Annotated in this window: 15 protein-coding genes; 5 read left to right on the top strand and 10 right to left on the bottom strand. The window is 56.8% G+C overall.

Annotated elements, in window-relative coordinates; translation table 11 throughout:
• Positions 1–194: 194 nt before the first annotated feature.
• The 3 genes from ACW5W8_RS03450 (at position 195) to yciA (ending at position 2,973) form a co-directional block, all read left to right on the top strand.
• Positions 195–1,526, top strand: a complete 1,332-nt coding sequence (locus ACW5W8_RS03450) for a KAP family P-loop NTPase fold protein (protein ID WP_252412363.1) — start codon at positions 195–197, stop codon at positions 1,524–1,526.
• A gap of 134 nt (positions 1,527–1,660) precedes the next feature.
• On the top strand, positions 1,661–2,509 hold the full coding sequence (locus ACW5W8_RS03445; RefSeq protein ID WP_498626418.1) for an NAD-dependent epimerase/dehydratase family protein: 849 nt from the start codon (positions 1,661–1,663) through the stop codon (positions 2,507–2,509).
• Positions 2,510–2,568: 59 nt separating this feature from the next.
• A complete protein-coding gene (yciA, locus tag ACW5W8_RS03440) occupies positions 2,569–2,973 on the top strand; it encodes an acyl-CoA thioester hydrolase YciA (protein ID WP_335812575.1) in 405 nt (134 codons plus the stop codon).
• Here yciA and ACW5W8_RS03435 read toward each other — a convergent pair whose 3' ends face one another.
• On the bottom strand, positions 2,974–3,198 hold the full coding sequence (locus ACW5W8_RS03435; protein WP_498626416.1) for a hypothetical protein: 225 nt from the start codon (positions 3,196–3,198) through the stop codon (positions 2,974–2,976). It lies immediately after the preceding gene.
• 106 nt (positions 3,199–3,304) lie between these two features.
• On the opposite strand from ACW5W8_RS03435, the gene ACW5W8_RS03430 reads away from it, so the two are divergent.
• Positions 3,305–4,150: an endonuclease/exonuclease/phosphatase family protein gene (locus ACW5W8_RS03430; protein WP_224968035.1), complete on the top strand. Its 846-nt coding sequence runs from the start codon at positions 3,305–3,307 to the stop codon at positions 4,148–4,150.
• A 102-nt stretch (positions 4,151–4,252) separates the two neighbouring features.
• Here ACW5W8_RS03430 and ACW5W8_RS03425 read toward each other — a convergent pair whose 3' ends face one another.
• The 9 genes from ACW5W8_RS03425 to ACW5W8_RS03385 form a co-directional block, all read right to left on the bottom strand.
• Positions 4,253–4,549, bottom strand: coding sequence for a GrxA family glutaredoxin (locus tag ACW5W8_RS03425; RefSeq protein ID WP_223849348.1), 297 nt, complete (start codon positions 4,547–4,549; stop codon positions 4,253–4,255).
• Between the two features lie 94 nt (positions 4,550–4,643).
• Positions 4,644–6,083, bottom strand: a complete 1,440-nt coding sequence (dacB, locus tag ACW5W8_RS03420; protein ID WP_498626415.1) for a D-alanyl-D-alanine carboxypeptidase/D-alanyl-D-alanine endopeptidase — start codon at positions 6,081–6,083, stop codon at positions 4,644–4,646.
• Positions 6,084–6,196: 113 nt separating this feature from the next.
• Entirely contained in the window at positions 6,197–7,957 is a 1,761-nt protein-coding gene (gene radD / locus ACW5W8_RS03415; protein ID WP_498626414.1) for a DNA repair helicase RadD, read from the bottom strand.
• 114 nt (positions 7,958–8,071) lie between these two features.
• Positions 8,072–9,109: an HlyD family secretion protein gene (locus ACW5W8_RS03410; RefSeq protein ID WP_498626413.1), complete on the bottom strand. Its 1,038-nt coding sequence runs from the start codon at positions 9,107–9,109 to the stop codon at positions 8,072–8,074.
• Between the two features lie 3 nt (positions 9,110–9,112).
• Positions 9,113–9,451: a DUF3302 domain-containing protein gene (locus ACW5W8_RS03405; protein WP_005337862.1), complete on the bottom strand. Its 339-nt coding sequence runs from the start codon at positions 9,449–9,451 to the stop codon at positions 9,113–9,115.
• A 223-nt stretch (positions 9,452–9,674) separates the two neighbouring features.
• On the bottom strand, positions 9,675–11,096 hold the full coding sequence (locus ACW5W8_RS03400; RefSeq protein WP_498626412.1) for a carbon starvation CstA family protein: 1,422 nt from the start codon (positions 11,094–11,096) through the stop codon (positions 9,675–9,677).
• Between the two features lie 140 nt (positions 11,097–11,236).
• Complete coding sequence (btsR, locus tag ACW5W8_RS03395) at positions 11,237–11,941, bottom strand: two-component system response regulator BtsR (RefSeq protein WP_498626411.1); 705 nt, start codon at positions 11,939–11,941, stop codon at positions 11,237–11,239.
• On the bottom strand, positions 11,938–13,608 hold the full coding sequence (locus ACW5W8_RS03390; protein WP_498626410.1) for a LytS/YhcK type 5TM receptor domain-containing protein: 1,671 nt from the start codon (positions 13,606–13,608) through the stop codon (positions 11,938–11,940). Before ACW5W8_RS03390 ends, btsR begins: the two co-directional genes overlap by 4 nt.
• Positions 13,609–13,961: 353 nt before the next feature.
• The gene (locus ACW5W8_RS03385) at positions 13,962–15,197 is read right to left on the bottom strand and encodes a cyclic di-GMP phosphodiesterase (RefSeq protein WP_498626409.1); all 1,236 of its coding nucleotides are present in this window, start codon (positions 15,195–15,197) and stop codon (positions 13,962–13,964) included.
• Between the two features lie 230 nt (positions 15,198–15,427).
• On the opposite strand from ACW5W8_RS03385, the gene ACW5W8_RS03380 reads away from it, so the two are divergent.
• Positions 15,428–17,044 carry a phosphoethanolamine transferase gene (locus ACW5W8_RS03380; RefSeq protein ID WP_498626408.1) on the top strand — a complete coding sequence of 539 codons (1,617 nt, stop codon included), beginning with the start codon at positions 15,428–15,430 and terminating at the stop codon, positions 17,042–17,044.
• Positions 17,045–17,087 lie beyond the last annotated feature (43 nt).

The raw sequence follows: 17,087 nt of genomic DNA, 5'->3' as shown, positions 1-17,087 counted from the left end.
TTTTTGTATTGGAAATACGCGAATTGCTCACAGGAACAACGCATTTTGTTTGATGGAAAGTACCGTTACAGAATTATCATGGTATTGATGCAAATAACAAAATTATTGATATGCAAGCCCCAAGTGGGCATGATGCACACATGAATATTTTTAATCTCTCTATTCTGTAAATAATATTTTATTTGGGGTGAGTTATGAAGCTAACAGTTCCAGAATTAAAGATTAATGATGATGAAGGATTTTCAACAGAAAAAGATTTGTTTAATCGAAAGCAGTTTGGTGATCGACTTTATAACTTGATTGTTAATTCTGATGAGAATTTGGTGTTGGCATTGGATGCGCAATGGGGGGAAGGTAAAAGCACATTTATAAAAATGTGGTCTGGTGAGAACAAATATAAGCAAGAGCCTCCTCTTGAAACAATATATTTCGATGCATTTGAAAATGATTACCAAAAAGAGCCATTCTTAGCTCTTGCCTCAGAAATATATGAGTTGCTAGAGGATAAAGTTGAAAGTAAGAAAGTTGAATTCAAGAAAAAAGCAGCTCAGGTTTTTAAAACCTTTAGTCGAGGGATGATTAAAACTGGCATTCGGTTAGGTACTGCAGGTCTAATTGATGGAACAATACTTGATCAAGCTGAAAGTGATATTTCTACATTGGTTTCTGAACAAGTAGATTCAATTATTGCTTCCAAGTTTGAGAGTTCTAAAGCGGATAAATTAGCATTAAGAAATTTCAGAGATTTTTTATCAGACATAGCGATCAATCATACACCTGGAAAAAGGATAGTCTTTGTTATTGATGAGCTTGATCGCTGCAGGCCAGATTTTGCATTAGACCTACTGGAAAATATTAAACACTTATTTTCAGTATCAGGTATTACATTCTTGCTTGTTATGAATAGAAAGCAATTGGAAGAGTCAGTCAAGTGTCGATATGGTGATGGAATTGATTCTGTTACATACCTACAGAAATTTATTAATGTTTGGCTATCGCTGCCTCGAGCATCTGGTAAATATCAGCAAGATGATGGCGTTAAATATCTAGTGACAGCTTTTAAATTAATGAGTGAAGGGAGTGCTATAAATAATGATGATGCTGTAGAAACACTAAAATTATTAGTTGAACATTTAAAGCCTTCATTACGTGATATTGAGCGAATGTTAACCTACTTTGCGATCATTGAGAATTCCCTCGGTATACGTATGGATAGCTATTATCAAGATATAATGGCAACGATTTGTTTTATGAGTGTTGCTAATCCAAGACTGCTGGATGCAGTAATTAGTAAGCGTGAAGGAAGTAAAAAATTATTGGATTTCCTCCAAATATCTGAAAGTTCAAACCCCTCTGGAAAGTATGCTCTTGAACATTTGGCTGCGATGATAGAATTTGATCTTGCCTCAGAAGAACGTAGGACTGCGATGCAGGATAGTAGATTGGTAGAGTTCAGGTCAGTACGGTTGCCTAGTCAAGTATTCGACTATATCTATCGAATTTTAAATAATATTCAAACTGTGTGATGAGTTACACGGTTAGTAATTCAATAAATGTCGTTTAGAAATAAAATGGTTTTAGAGATATGTGACCAAGGCTTCCTTTTCCTACCAAGGCAGGTAAGCTGCGGGGCAAATAGCGTCAAGCAGGAGAAGGGACGATGACAGAGCAACATTTCGCTGGGACGATCGGCATTCTGGGGGCGGGGTGGCTGGGGCTGCCGCTGGCGCGAGCCCTGTTGGCGGCTGGCAAGCAGGTGGCGGTGACGGTTAGCAGCGCCGAGAAGGCGGCCCGTTTGCAGGGGGAGGGGATCAACGCCTATCCGCTGACCATCTCTGCCAACATGGGCTCTGCCGAGATGCCCGTTGCTGATCAAAAAGAGCAGTGGCCCATCCCCTGCGAATCGTTGGTTATCTGCGTACCGCCCAGCAAGACCGATGACTATCCGCAGGCGGTGGCAAGGGCCTGTGCGTTGGCCAAAGCGAGCGGCACCCGGCGGGTACTGTTTGTCAGCGCCACCTCGGTGTGGGGCGCAGGGCAGCAGGAGGGGGAAGAACCCCAACCCCGCCATGCCCGTGGCGAGCGGATGCTGGCGGCGGAGCAGGCGGTGCTGACGGCCGGTTTCGAGACGGTGATGATAGTGCGCCCCTCCGGCCTTTATGGCCCGGATCGCCATCCCGGTCGTTTCCTGGCGGGCAAGACCCTGGATGGTGGCGCCCAGTCGGTCAATCTGGTCCATCTGGACGATGTGGTGGCAGCCTGCATCTTGTTGCTGGAGCGGGGCAAGGATGGGGATGTATTCAACCTGAGCGCGCCTGTGCATCCGCGTCGCGAGCAGTTCTACCCCTTTGCGGCGCGTCAGCAGGGGCTGCCCGCGCCGGTCTTTATCGAGCCTGCCGGTGAATTTCAGCCCATCGACGGTCAGCTGATTTGCCAGCAGATGGGATTCAACTATCGCTGGCCCGATCCGGCCCACTGGTTTGCCGAGCTCGCCGCCTCGGGCAATTGAGGTTTGCCAAGGGGGTGATCGCCCCCTATCATGCCGCCATCCATGAGAGAGAGGCGGTAATGATGGTAGATACAAAACGTCACCCCGATGGGGAGTTGTTGCTGAGAACCCTGGCAATGCCAGCCGATACCAACCCCAATGGCGACATCTTTGGTGGCTGGATCATGTCCCAGATGGATATAGGTGGGGGCATTATGGCCAAGGAGCTGGCAAAGGGACGTATTTGTACCGTATCCGTCGAAGGCATGACCTTTCACAGTCCGGTCAAGGTGGGCGATGTGGTCTGCTGCTACGGCCGCTGCATCAAGATCGGCCGCAGCTCCATGAAGCTCAAGCTGGAGGTGTGGGTCAAGCCGGTACTGCGCGAAAACGACGCCCAGCGTTATTGTGTGACCGAGGGGATCTTCACCTATGTCGCCATCGACGAACACGGCAAATCCCGCCCGGTTCCGGTGAGTGCCTGATCAAATAAGCCGGGCGTTGATGATGGATATTTCCTGCTCAAGCCCGGTTTTTTGCCGTATCATGCGTTCCAGCATCTCTTCCGAGCCCACATATTGCAGGGTGTCAAACAGGCAGAGATCGCATTGAGGGTCCCGTCTGATGTGATAGACGGTAGACAGCTCCACTTGATGACAATTTCCTTGTTGATCATAAAACGTCACGCAGTACCGAAGTTCTCTCGCCATTGACAGGCTCCTTCTGGTTGGGTGGAACAGGGACTATCAGCTTAGTCGGCGTGGATGACGTTTGTGATGGTCGCAACAAAAAGCAAAGGCGGGCGGTTGTTAGCCAATGAAAAATAGTTATCGCATTCTTGGCACCTCCCTGCTGACCCTGGGGTTGGTAGGTTGTTTCGAGGTGCCGGATCAGAACCATCTGGTCACAGCTCAAGGGATTGTGCCGGGACTCGACTGCCAGCGTCCGCCGCTGGTAGCGTTGGCGACCACGGCGCTGCCCCGTGAATTCGGCATCACGGTCTGGAACCTCTACAAGGGCCAGCGCAAGAACTGGCGTGAAGGGATGGACAGTTATGCCAAGGGGCAGGATCTGGTGCTGCTGCAAGAGTCGGCCACCCGTCCCGATATGCTCGACTGGCTGCGCGCCGGTGATTTCCAGTGGCAACAGCTGCAAGCCTTCACCCAGGGCGGCGTCTCGTTCGGGGTGATGACGGTAGCCAAGACCCCGCAGGCGTTCGTCTGTGGCGTGCGCTCCCCCGAGCCTTTGCTGCGTATCCCCAAATCCGGGCTGGTGAGCCTCTATCCGCTGCAGGGCGATCCTGACGGCGTCATGGTCATCAATATCCATGCGGTCAATTTCGAGCTGGGGATGGCCACCTTCCGCGAGCAGCTCAACGACCTGACAGCCTTGGTGCGCCGCCATCAGGGGCCGGTTATTCTGGCCGGTGATTTCAACACCTGGAGCGACAAACGTCAGTTCTGGTTAAGCAAATTGGTGGACGAGCTGGGGCTGCAAGAGGCCGTGCCGGTGCCTGATTTGCGCCGCACCGCCTTTGGTCGCCCGCTGGATCACCTCTACTACCGCAATCTGGATTTGGTCGAGGTGAGTTCACCGGCGACCGACAGTTCGGATCACAACCCCATCATTGCGCGCTTTGCCGCCCAGTCTGTCACTCCCTGACAAGGGATGGTGCGAGTTCCGCGTATAAAAAATCCGGCGCCTGATGGCGCCGGATTTTTTATATGCTCTGGCGGTCAACCCGCTCGTGATGACCCGCAGGAATTACTGGTAGAGACCCAGATTCGCTTTGGCGTAGGCTTCGAAATCGGTGCAGCCACCGATGTGCTGCTCATCCAGGAAGATCTGCGGCACGGTATTGACCGGCTTGCCGGCGCTCTTGGCCAGATCTTCTTTGGTGATCCCTTCTGCGTGGATATCCACGTAGCGGAATTTGAAGTCATCGCGCTGTTCGGTCAGCTGCTCGGCGATCTGTACGGCACGGACACAGTAGGGGCAACCCGGGCGACCAAAAATCACTGCAAACATATTTTCTCTCCGTTTTTTAAGCCGTTTATGTATGGCCGTTGATATGAGGCAGGCAACAGCATAGCCCTGCCTCGTGGCGACTTGAAGCCGAAATTATCGATACCGTGATTCGAGTGGGCCTATTGGCTCAGCTCTCATCGGCGATCTGGATAGGTTGCTGCTGATAGATGCTCTCCAGCACCCCCTTCTCAAATACGGTCCAGGGCCACGGCGCTTTGCTGGCACGGTAGCGTTCATGGGTGGCCGGATCTTGGGACAGGCCGCGCTGGAACATCACGAACGCCTTGCGCTGGCCGCCTGCCGTGTCGATAAAGCCCACCAGATTGGAGGTGCCGGTGATGGTGCCGGTCTTGGCGTGGACCTTGTTCTTCATCATGGGGGCGGTGACGCTGCGGCGCCACGCCAGGGTGCCATCCACCTGGGAGCTTGGCAGCAGCTTGATCAGGCCAAGCTCGGCATCATTTTTCTGGATGAAGTTCAGCACCGACATCATCTGACGGGCGCTGATGAGATTGTGAGCGGAGAGACCGGAGCCGTCTGCCAGAGTGGCGTTGCCCAGATCGATGCCGTTCTTGGTCAGGATGGCGCGCACTGCCATGGTGCCGCTGCGATAGCTGCCCGGCTTGTTGTAGTAGTGACGGCCCACGGTTTTGAGGAAGGTATCGGCGTAGAGGTTGTCCGATTTCTTCAGCATCTTGGCGAGCATCACCGGCAGGGAGACCGAATAGTGGGTGCCGAGGGTCTCAGCCCCTTCAGGGGCCTTGTGGGTGACCCGCAGCAGGCCATCATGCTTAATACCGGCACGGTTCATCGCCCAGCGGATGTTGTCCCAGCCCCAAGCCTCCACGTCGTGAATGGCGAAACGCAGACCCTGCGGCTCTTTATTCGGGGTGATGCAGCCCTTGAGCTCGTAGAAGTTGCCCTTGGCCATGTCCACTTCCAGTGCGCAGAACTGGCGCGCCATGTCGCCATAGCTCATCACCTCCACGTTGTTGGCACCGATGCCGATGGGCACGCCGGTAGCCACATTGCCCACCGCCGGTTTGCCAATCTGGGTGGCAGTGATGGTGCCGTAGGCGCAGTTCTTGTCGATGATGACCGAGGAGACAGGAGCGGCGAAGCAGAGGGTCTGATCTCCCCACGACCAGCCGTTGCCGCGCTCGTAGCCGTTGTAGGCGCCGGTGTTGACGTAGACGTTGCCTTTGATCTGGTTGACGCCAAGCTGCTTGAACAAGGCCAGCAGATCCATGCGGGAGAGGGTGGGGTCGCCGACGAAGTTGATCCAGATATCGCCGTTGATGGTGTCACCCTGTTTGGCACCGGGTTGGGCCTGAATGTCGGTGGCGAAGCGGAAATCGGCACCCAGCTCGAGGCGGGCCGCCAGCGCGGTGAGCACCTTCATGGTGGAGGCGGGGGCGATCATCTGATCGGCGTGGCGGGCGAACTCGACGCCGTTATTGCCCTGCACCATGATGGCGTACTGGCCACCCTGAGGGGGCGTCAGCGGGGCGGCGTGAGCCGCCAGAGAAGAAAAGAGAGCACAAAAACCAATCAACAGCCGCTGCATAACATCCTCTAACGTGACGAAGGGCCCGGCAGTGGTGCCGACCCTGATAATTCAACCCGCCGATTCGGGATCGACGGGGGTAATGCAATTCATGCCATGTATGCCGGTCGCCATCATGCCAGCGAGTTGGCGGTACGATAGCGACCCTCATAATCAAAAATTTTCTCTTTTATCTGCCAGAAGCGACCCGATTTGCGGGCGATGACAAAATCCGGATGACGGAACTGGCTTTGCGCGGCCAGCACGCTCGCCAGGGTGGCAAATTCGGGCTCCAGCCCCGGGGCGGGCCAATGATGACGCACAAAGTGCTGTTGAAACAAGCGCCGCGCGCCCGGGGAGTGAAATCCGAAGTATTCGCTGAGGGTCAACCCATCCTCATCGTGGTAGGTCACCTCCAGCCGCTCCCCCTGTTTGCCGCGCCCTGCGGTGAAGGTGAGACCGGCGCAGCGGATCACCATGCAATCCTTGAGATTGAGCGCCTCTTTGAGCTTGTCGTCAGGGTCGACCAGCAGCTGATCGCAGTTCTGGCAGCGGCGGGCGGCGATGTCATTTTCGGCGCCACAGCCGGGACAGATCTTGGCGCGAAAGCGGTAGTCGCACTCCTCGCGGTTGCCCTCATCATCTTCAAACAGCCCCTGACAGCGGCGGCCGTAGTGCTCGATCACCTTGCCATCCTCGTCGGTCTTGCCCCAGAAGGTGTTGGCAAAGCCGCAGGCAGGGCAGGGCACCTGCACCGGCTCTGTACCGGCGTGGGGGCGAGGCTCCCCCACTTCGGGAGCGAACAGGTTGAAGTTGTTGCCCGCATAGTCGAGCACCAGACAATCGGTCTTGCCCGGCGAGAGGCGCAGGCCCCGCCCGACGATCTGCTGATAGAGCGAGACCGATTCGGTAGGTCTGAGCATCACGATAAGATCGACATGGGGGGCATCGAAGCCGGTGGTGAGCACCGCTACGTTGACCAGAAACTTGAGCTCGCGCGCCTTGAAGGCGTTGATGAGGGCATCGCGCTCCGGCCCCGGCGTCTCACCGGTTATAAGGGCTGCCAGCTGGCCTCGGGCGCCCAGCAGGCCGTGAATTTCGCGGGCGTGTTCGACGGTGGCGGCGAAGATCATCACCCCCTGCCGGTTGGCGGCATACTCCAGCACCTGACTCAGGATATGGGGTGTAACCCGCTCCTGTCGCTTGAGCTCGCCGTTGAGATCCGCCTCGCTGAAGAGGCCGTTCTCCCGCGGTACCAGCTTGCTGAAGTCGTAGTGGACGATGGGGGCATCCACCATGCGCGGCGGCGTCAGGTAGCCGTTTTTGACCATAAAGCGCAGCGGCAGCTCGAACACGCAGTCGCCAAATAGCCGCTCGCCGTGGCTCTTGACCATGCCGTGGTAGTGGCGCCGGTAGATCCAGCCCAGCCCCAGCCGATAGGGGGTGGCGGTGAGGCCGAGAATTTTGAGGGCCGGATTGGCGGCCTTGAGGTGGTCGATCACCTGATGGTACTGGCTGTCGTCATCGAGCGAGACCCGATGGCACTCGTCGATAATGAGCAGCGAAAACGCCCCGTCGAAGGCGTCCAGATTGCGGGCAACCGACTGCACCGAGCCAAACACCACCTGGGCGCTTGCCTCCTTGCGATCCAGGCCGGCAGCGAAGATGTCGGCTTTGAGCCCCCAAGCCTCGTACTTGGCGTGGTTCTGTTCCACCAGCTCCTTGACGTGGGCCAGCACCAGCACCCGACCGCGTGCCTTGCGCGCCAGTTCGGCGATCACCAGACTCTTGCCAGCCCCGGTGGGCAGCACCACCACGGCGGGATCCGGGTGTTTGCGAAAGTGGCTGATCACGGCGTTGACGGCGTCGGTCTGATAGGGTCTGAGAACGAACATGAGGGCGTGGCGTTTGGGCATGGTGCGGCGCAGGGTGGCACCATTATAGGGTGCTTGCTGTCACAAAAACAGCGAGCCGGCATGATGCCGGCCCGCTGGGTGCTTGGGTGCTGATCAATGGAACGGGAAGATGTAGTTCATCCAGCTTGCCATGCGCAGCAGCACTTTTCGCATCACTGACACATGGTGGAAGTGATCGGTGTATATGGCAGCCTGCCCGCTGGAGCCTGCAATTACCTGATACTTGGCCCACTCGGGGTCGGTGATGGAGATAACCACCGGCAGACGACCCGGGCGCACCGCCGTGGTTTGATCCAGCAGACCGGCGTTGGCCTGCACGTTACCGGCGGCAATGGCCGGAACCACGGCGGTCACCTTGCCTTTGAAGATTTTGCCGGGTACGCCATCGATCACCACCTCGGCCTCATCGCCCACCGCCAGTCGCTGCATGCTGTTTTGCCAGAACCAGCCGACGTAGGCAGTGTCATCCTTGTGGATGAAAGTCATCACCGGACGATACATGAAGGGGGTGGCGATCATGCCGGGGCGCAGGGCCAACTGCACCACATGACCATCGCTCGGGGCATAGACCACGGTTTGTGACTGCTGGTACTTGGCTTCCATCAGCTGGGCCTGCAGATCGTTCAGGGTGGCTTTCTGCTGGTCAATCTGGGCCACGATGTCGTCCACGTTGGCCTGGGTGACGTCGAGGTCGCGCTGCTTGCCCACGCCACGGCGCATCAGGTCGCTGGCGCGATCCCGATCCAGCCTGGCGGAGCGCAGTCTCGCCTCGATGGACTTGAGGTGCTCGCGGTTGGATTCGACCCGTGCGGTGAGGCTCTCCACTTTCAGGCGAAACGGCTCGTCATCGAGGCGAAACAGCACATCACCTTTTTTCACTGGCTGGTTGGCCTGCACCGGGACTTCAACAACCCGCCCCTTGACCAGTGGCACTATGGGGGTAGAGACGTAGTAGTTGCGCGCCATCTCGGAGTAGGGGTGGTTGTAGTTCATCAGCATGATGAGAGTGCCGATGAGCACCACGCCACCCAGCGCTGCGGTTGGGACTGTCCACTTGTTGAGCGGGATGCGGAAGATTTTGAATATGGCGACACACAGCGCCGTGTAGGTCAGGATCAGTAGCAGGTCCATGGTTTATCCCTGTTGCTCACTCTGTTCGATAGTGTTGATACGGCTCTTCAGATCCGCCAACTCCTGCTTGAGGGCCGCCAGCTCCTCTTCATCTTTTTGCAGCCGCTGGCTAAAGCCCCAGCCGCGATCGGGGCGATAGATGGTTGCCCAGATCCAGAGGAAGGGCCACAGCACATGCAGGGTAAACAGGCTGACCCAGCCTGCCACGTGAATGGCATCCTGATGAGGGTGATTCCGATGTTTGGCAATCTCGTAAGGAATATCGTGGATAACGATGACGCCATAAAAAATGACCAGCCCGACAAAGACGAGCAGACCAAGGGCAAAATAATCAAGGGCCATTTATAACCTCCACTGGCATGACGCACAGCTTAATCATTGGTTCCAACAAACACTAAAGCAATTAAGAATCACACATTTATCGTCAGTTCGCCCGGAATCTTAAAGCTATTCGCTGTATTGAAGCTGAAGCCGTTCAACAGTTGCATTATTAGTCTTTTTGTCATTAAAAAAGGCGCCATTAGGCGCCTTTTTTGTGCTGCTTTCGCTGCATTTTTTGCTGTTTTTACCCTTCGCTGGTACTGCTGACCAGCGGTTGGCGGAACTTCATCAGGAAGGCCACGGTAATGGCCGCCGTTGCAGTCAAGCCGATGATGGTGGAGGTCCCCATCTCCAGCCCGAACCCGATGGGGGCGTTGGCCAGGTAGGTAAACACCACGGCGGTCATGAACATGGCGGGAATGGTGCAGACCCAGTGCAACTTGCCCTCTTTGATGAGGTAGGCAGCCGCAGCCCACAGCATGATGACGGCGGTAGTCTGGTTGGCCCAGCCGAAGTAGCGCCATATCACCCCGAATTCAGCCTTGGAGATGATGAAGCCAAGGATAAACATGGGGATGGCGATCAGCAGACGCTTGGCCAGCGGCTTCTGGGTCATCTTCAGGAAGTCCGCTACGATCAGGCGAGCACTGCGAAACGCGGTGTCACCGGAGGTGATGGGCAGGATCACCACGCCGAGGATGGCCAGAATGCCGCCGACTGTACCGAGCAGGCTGGTGGAGACTTCGTGTACCACGGCTGCCGGACCGCCGTTGGCCATGGTGGCGTTGAGCGCTTCGGTGCTGTCGTAGAAGGAGAGACCCAGGGTGCACCAGATAAGGGCGATGATCCCTTCACCGATCATTGCGCCGTAGAAGATGAAGCGGCCGGATTTTTCGTTTTGCATGCAGCGCGCCATCAGCGGTGACTGGGTGGCGTGGAAGCCTGATACCGCGCCACAGGCGATGGTGATGAAGAGCAGCGGCCACAGCGGCAGTTCGGTCGGGTGCAGATTGGAGAAGTCCATCCCGGTGTTGTAGAAGCCTTTGCCGGAGGCGATCAGGCCAACGATGAGGCCGACCGACATGAAGACCAGCAGGGCGCCGAAGATGGGGTAGAAGCGGCCGATGATCTTGTCGATAGGGACTATGGTCGCGAGGATGTAGTAGGCAAAAATTGCCACGATCCAGTAGACCAGATCGGTGGAGGTGAGGTTGGCGAGCAGCCCTGCCGGGCTCAGCACAAATACCACGCCCACCAGCATCAGCAGCACCACGGCAAACAGGTTCATGAAGTGCTTGGCGGCGGTGCCAAGATGCTCACCGACCACGGTTGGCACCGAGGCCCCCTTGGCGCGTACCGACAGCATGCCGGAGAAGTAGTCATGTACCGCACCGGCGAAGATGCAGCCAAAGACGATCCACAGCATGGCGACCGGGCCGTAGAGGGCCCCCAGGATAGGGCCGAAGATGGGGCCGACGCCTGCGATGTTGAGCAGTTGGACCAGATAGACTTTCTTGTCCGACATAGGGACATAGTCCACCCCGTCAGCCATGGTGATGGCGGGGGTTTTCAGCTCGGGTTTCGGGCTGAATATCCGTTCGATGAATTTGCCGTATATGAAGTAGCCGGCCACAAGTAAGCCGACACAGAGGAAGAACCAGATCATTGCTACGCTCCTGCATTGTTATTTTTTAGTGTGCAGAGCGAGTCTAAAACGGTTGCACCTGACTGGTAGGTGAAACTCCCCGAGCGGCGCTTTGGCGCGCCGAGCGGTCGGCGGCTGTGATCCGGCGCACACTCCTCGGTTCAGTCCAGCCCCAGTTGATCTTTGAGCTCCTTTAGATAGCGACGACTGACCGGCACCCGGGCGCCGCTCGGGGTGACAATCTCTGCCAGCTGGTTATCCAGCAGCCGGATCTCGAAGATGGCGTTGGGGGAGACCAGATATTGGCGGTGACAGCGCAGCAGCGGGCTCTTTTCTTCCAGCGATTTGAGGGTGAGCTGGGTGTGGAACAGCTCGCCCTGGCAGGCCACATGGACCCCGCCCAGATCGGAGAAGGCATACTCCACCTGCGCGATGGGCAGCAGTCTGACCCGGTTGTGCAGATAGCCCGGAATATGTGCGATGGTGGGGGCCAGCCGCTCGATGGGCTGCGGCGAGATATCCTGCTTGAGGCGAGCGAGGGTCTTGGCGAGCCGGGCGGGCTCCACCGGCTTGAGCAGGTAGTCGAAGGCGTTCTCTTCAAATGCCTGAATGGCATATTCGTCAAAGGCGGTGACAAAGACGATGCGGGGTAGGGGGTCGAGCATGGCGACCAGCTCCATGCCGCTCAGCTTGGGCATCTGGATATCGAGGAACACCACATCAGGATTGAGGCGCTGAATAAGCGGTAGCGCCTCGATGGCGTTGGCCGCTTCCCCCACGATCTCGATGGCAGGATCGCAGGCCAGCTGCTGCCTCAGCTCTTCGCAGGCGTAGTGTTCGTCATCGACTATCAGGGTGCGGATCATGGTTGCTCCTTGGGGATGGTGAACGAGACCCGGGTCCACTGTTCCGGCTCGCAGGCAATAGTCACGCCATAGCGCTCGCCAAAGGCGCTTTTCAGTCGCCGATCGACAATGGTCATGCCCAGACCGTCGCCAGCGGGGTGCGCTTGCCAGGTGCCTGCATTATCTTCCACATGGATGGTGACGCAGGTGGGATGCTCATCGGTCCAGAGGCGAATACGCCCCTGCTCCAGCAGAGTCGAGATGCCGTGCTTGATGGCATTCTCGATCAGCGGTTGCAGGGTGAAGCTGGGCAGTCGCAGTGTGGCCAGATGGGGCGGGATCTCGTTTATCACCGTCAGCCGATCGCCAAAGCGGGCCAGCTCGATCTCCAGATAGGATTGGCAGTGCTCCTGTTCTTCCTGCAGGGTCGCAAGGCCGCTCTGGCGCTTGAGGTTCTTGCGAAAGAACAGCGACAGATGCAGCAGAAGGTCTCGCGCCTTGTCCGGATCGCGCCGGGTGATGGCACTGATGGTGTTGAGGGTGTTGAACAGAAAGTGGGGGTTGATCTGGGCCTGGATAAGTTTCAGTTCGGACTGCACCAGCAGCCGCTGATGTTGCTCCAGCCGACCGGCCAGCAACTGCTGTGACAGCAGGTTGGCAATCCCTTCCCCCAGGGTGTGGTTGATCTTGAGAAACAGCCGCTTCTTCGGCTCGTAGAGCTTGATGGTGCCGATCACTCCTTTATCCCCCTGCAGCGGGATCACCAGCACCGAACCCAGCTGGCATGCGGAGGAGAGGCTGCAGCGATAGGGCTGGCTGTTGCCATCGGCAAACAGCACCTTGTTCTGGGCGATGGCCTGCATGGTGATGGCTGACGCGATGGGGGTACCCGGCAGATGGTGATCTTCGCCGGTGCCGATAAAGGCGAGGATCTGCTCGGTGTCCGTGATGGCGACCGCCCCCACGCCGGTCTCCTCCTGAATGATGCGAGCAATCTTGTTGCTCGCCTCCGGGGTAAAGCCCTGACTCATGATCCCCACTGTGCGGTTGGCGATATTGAGCGCCTTGGCGGAGAAGACCCGGGAGAACTTCTCATACATCCGCTGCTGGTCGCGGATCATGCTGATAAAGAGCGCCGCGCCGCAGGAGTTGGCCAGAATCATTGGGGTGGCGATGGTGCGCACCAGCAGCAGGGATTTGTCGAACGGGGTCGCCACCAGCAGGATGATGACCATCTGCATGATCTCGGCATAGAGAGTGGTAAAGAAGGCGATGCGTGGTTCAAACAGGGCATCCGTTCGCCCCGAGCGCATCAGGCGCCAGTGCACTATGCCCCCGAGCAACCCCTCGCAGGTGGTGGAGATGGCGCAGGCGAGATCGGTAAATCCCCCCAGCGTATAGCGGTGCAGGCCGCCGGTCAGCCCCACCAGAAAGCCCACCAGCGGTCCCCCCAATAATCCCCCCAAGACAGCGCCGACCGCCCGGGTGTTGGCGATGGCATCGTCGATATCGAGGCCCACATAGGTGCCGAGGATACAAAAGCTGGAAAAGATGATGTATATCAGTATCTTGTGAGGTAGTCTCACGGAATAGTTGGCAAGCGGGCGCAGCAGCGGGCTTTTCGAGAAGAGATAGGCGATCACCAGGTTGACGCTCATCTGTTGCAGCAAGGAGAGGACCAACTGCATAAAAAACGCTCCTCATAAGCCAGCTGAAAAAATAGCCAGCCCGTGAATAAGTGTGATCAGGATCTTGTTCTGTTGGCCCAACTGGGCGCAACGGGCCGTCAGTTTGCCAGAACAAGTGGATAAAACCATATTAAATCAGCATGTTAAATTGATATTTGTGTAAGCGGCAGCGGGTTGATATTGATGGATGGAGCATGAATGTATCCGCTGGATACGCCACACGGAGGTGGCATGCTCCGCCCGGCCCCTTGGCTGGGCGTTTTTTATACATGGCCAGTTGGCAACCTTCTGATGGGGGTTTGAGCAATTATTCCGGTTTGTCCAATGAGTTATCCCCAGCTTCTGGGGATAACTCAGAATGCAAAGTAGTAGCAGAAGCGGCGGGTCAGGTTGAAGAACTGCCGTTGTCCCTCATCGAGCTCTTCCTGTTTGATAAAAGCAGTGATGGTGCGTTCATCTTCCCGCAGATCGATCATGGCGACGGCTTCCGGCCGTTGGGCCTTGATGTAGGGCAGGATCTTCGGCTTGAGGGGCATGGTGGGCTCGGTGGAGAGCACCAGCGCAATGCTCTCGTCGGAGAGTTTCACCAGTGATCCCGGCGGATAGACCCCCAGCACCTTGACCAGCAACTTGACCAGATTCTGGTCGAACTTCTTTTGGGATAACTTGTAGAGCTGGCTGATGGCCTGACTCGGCGCGGCCGGGTTGCCGCTGTTGCGGGGATGGAGCAGCTCGTCGTAGAAGTCGACCAGCCCGATCAACCGCGCCAGCGGCGGGATCTCCCCGCCCTTGATCCCGAGCGGATAACCGCTGCCATCGAGTCGCTCGTGGTGCAGATGGGCGACCTGACGGATTTTCGGTTCAAAGGCGTTGAGCTGGGTCAGCATGTCAGATCCGTACTGGGGATGCATCTTGAGGAAGTTCTGCTCGGCCTTGTTGAGCTCCCCGCGTTTTTGGGTGATCTGGCTGGGGATTTTCAGTTCGCCGATGTCGTGGATAAGTCCCGCAAGCCCGGTCTCTTCCAGTTCGATGGGATTCATCCCCAATTCGCGGGCCATCAGCATGGCAATAAAAGCCACATTGAGGCTGTGTTGCAGCAGGATATCGGTGTGGGGGCTGCGAATAAGGTGGAGCCCGAGAGGCCCTTCATGCTGACTGAGGGTGAAGGCGGCATTACGGACGATCTGGGCGGTGTTGGCCAGTCCCTCATCCGGTTTGAGGTTGAGTGCCCCGAGTGCATCGCGCAGCTCGCTCATGGATTGGCCAAAGGCTTTGTCGGCGGCGCGCATGGAGCGGCGAAAGGCTTTTTCGTCAAATGGGGGCGGGCCCGAGGCTATCAGCTCTTCCAATTCGTCAAGGTCGGGCCCGGCATCCGGAATATCGCCGCGCAGCAGCGGCTCTATGGGCAGATCGCTCTTGTCGGGGTCGACCATCAGCAGGGTGAGATCAAGATGACGGAGAATGTCGAGTTGCTGCTGGTCCTTGATCTTGAAGGTATTGAACATAAACGGGTGGTTAGTCCATCCCGTGGGGAGATGGATATAGTGGCCTATTCTCAATTGCTCTATCGAGGCTTGGATCAGTGCCATCGGTTAACCTGCATTTCGTGAATGCCTACTCAACAAGCTAGCAAAATCCGATGGATAGACAACTAAAAATCCATTTCGGGGCCGCGGATCACCCCGTGCTGTGATGGTGCGCACGAGCGCCGTGCTTCTCCTCTTAATTCGCGCTTAAGTTTTCCTTCCTACGCTGGCCCCGTCGTTTTTGTTGGCTTGGCCGGCCCGCTGCGCTGCAGGCCGGTATGTAGGAGTTGTTTATGCGTGTAACTCTCGGTGTACTGCAGACCAATCTGTTGCTGGTGCTCTTTTTCGCCCTGGTACTGAACTGGCCAATATTTTTGCATTTCTATACGGTGCTCAGCGCCCTGACCCATGTCAAAGCCGGATTTGCCATCTCGATCCCGCTGGTGTTGATCGCGGCGCTCAATGCCGTGTTTATTCCCTTCACGTTCCGGTTTGTGCTCAAGCCCTTTTTTACCGTGCTCATTCTGACTGGCTCCATCGTCAGCTACGCCATGCTCAAATACGGTGTCATCTTTGATGCCGGCATGATCCAGAACATAGTTGAGACCAACAGTGGTGAGGCGGGGGCCTATTTGAATGGCTCGGTTGCGCTCTGGTTTCTGCTGACCGGGCTGCTGCCTGTTCTGGTGCTCTGGTCACTGCGGATCCGCTATCCGGCTCGCTGGTATCAGGGGTTGGCGTTGCGGGCAGGTGTATTGGCTATCTCTCTGCTGTTTATCGGGGGAGTGGCGTCACTTTACTATCAGGATTACGCCTCGGTCGGGCGCAACAACAAGTCGCTGGCCAAAGAGATTGTGCCGGCCAACTATGTGCACGGCCTCTACAAATATGGGCGGGATGTGCTGTTTGCCACGCCGATCCCCTACCAGCACTTGGGGACCGATGCCAGGGTAGTCGCACGGGGAAGCAAACCGACCCTGATATTCCTGGTGGTGGGGGAGACGGCGCGCAGCCAGAACTACTCCCTTAACGGGTATGGCAAGGCGACCAACAGCTTTACAGCCAAAGAGCAGGGGGTAGTGTCGTTCAGGAATGTGCGCTCCTGCGGTACGGCTACTGCGGTTTCGGTGCCCTGCATGTTCTCCAACCTCACCCGTCGCGGTTACGATGACCAGCTTGCCAGCTCCCGTGACGGCCTGCTCGATGTGCTGCAACATGCCGGAGTCTCGGTGCTGTGGAAAGAGAACGATGGCGGCTGCAAAGGGGTGTGTCGCAATGTGCCGACCATCGAGATCCTTCCCAAATCCTATCCTGCGCTCTGTCAGGGGGAGTCCTGCTATGACGAGGTGCTGCTGGAGGGGCTGGATCAGCAGATTGCAGGCATGAAGGGCAACAAGTTGGTGGCTTTTCACCTGATGGGCAGCCATGGTCCGACCTATTTTCGTCGTTACCCTGCCAGCGAGCGCGTCTTTATGCCGGACTGCCCGCGCAGCGACATCGAAAACTGCAGCAACGAGGAGCTGGTCAACACCTATGACAACACCATCCGCTACACCGACAAGGTGGTGGGGCTGCTGATAGACAAGCTCAAGTCGCTGGAGAGCCAGTACGATGTGGGACTGGTCTATCTCTCCGATCACGGCGAATCCCTCGGGGCCATGGGGCTCTATCTGCACGGCACGCCATACAAGTTTGCGCCGGATGATCAGACTCGGGTGCCGCTGCTGACCTGGTTCTCGCCTCAGTTACAGGCCGATCGCCAGCTGGATATGGGTTGCCTGGCGGCGGAGGCGAGCAGCCAGCGCTTCTCCCATGACAACCTCTTTCACTCCATGCTGGGGATCATGGATGTGCAGACCCGTGTTTACGACAACAAGCTGGATCTGTTCAAGCCATGTCGGGCGGGCTAAACCGCCAGCAAGCACACAATAGAAAACGGCAGCCACTGGCTGC

It is taken from the genome of Aeromonas aquatilis (assembly GCF_054052405.1).
The sequence above is the reverse complement of the archived record's forward strand: the minus strand, read 5'-3'. Positions and strand labels throughout refer to the sequence as shown.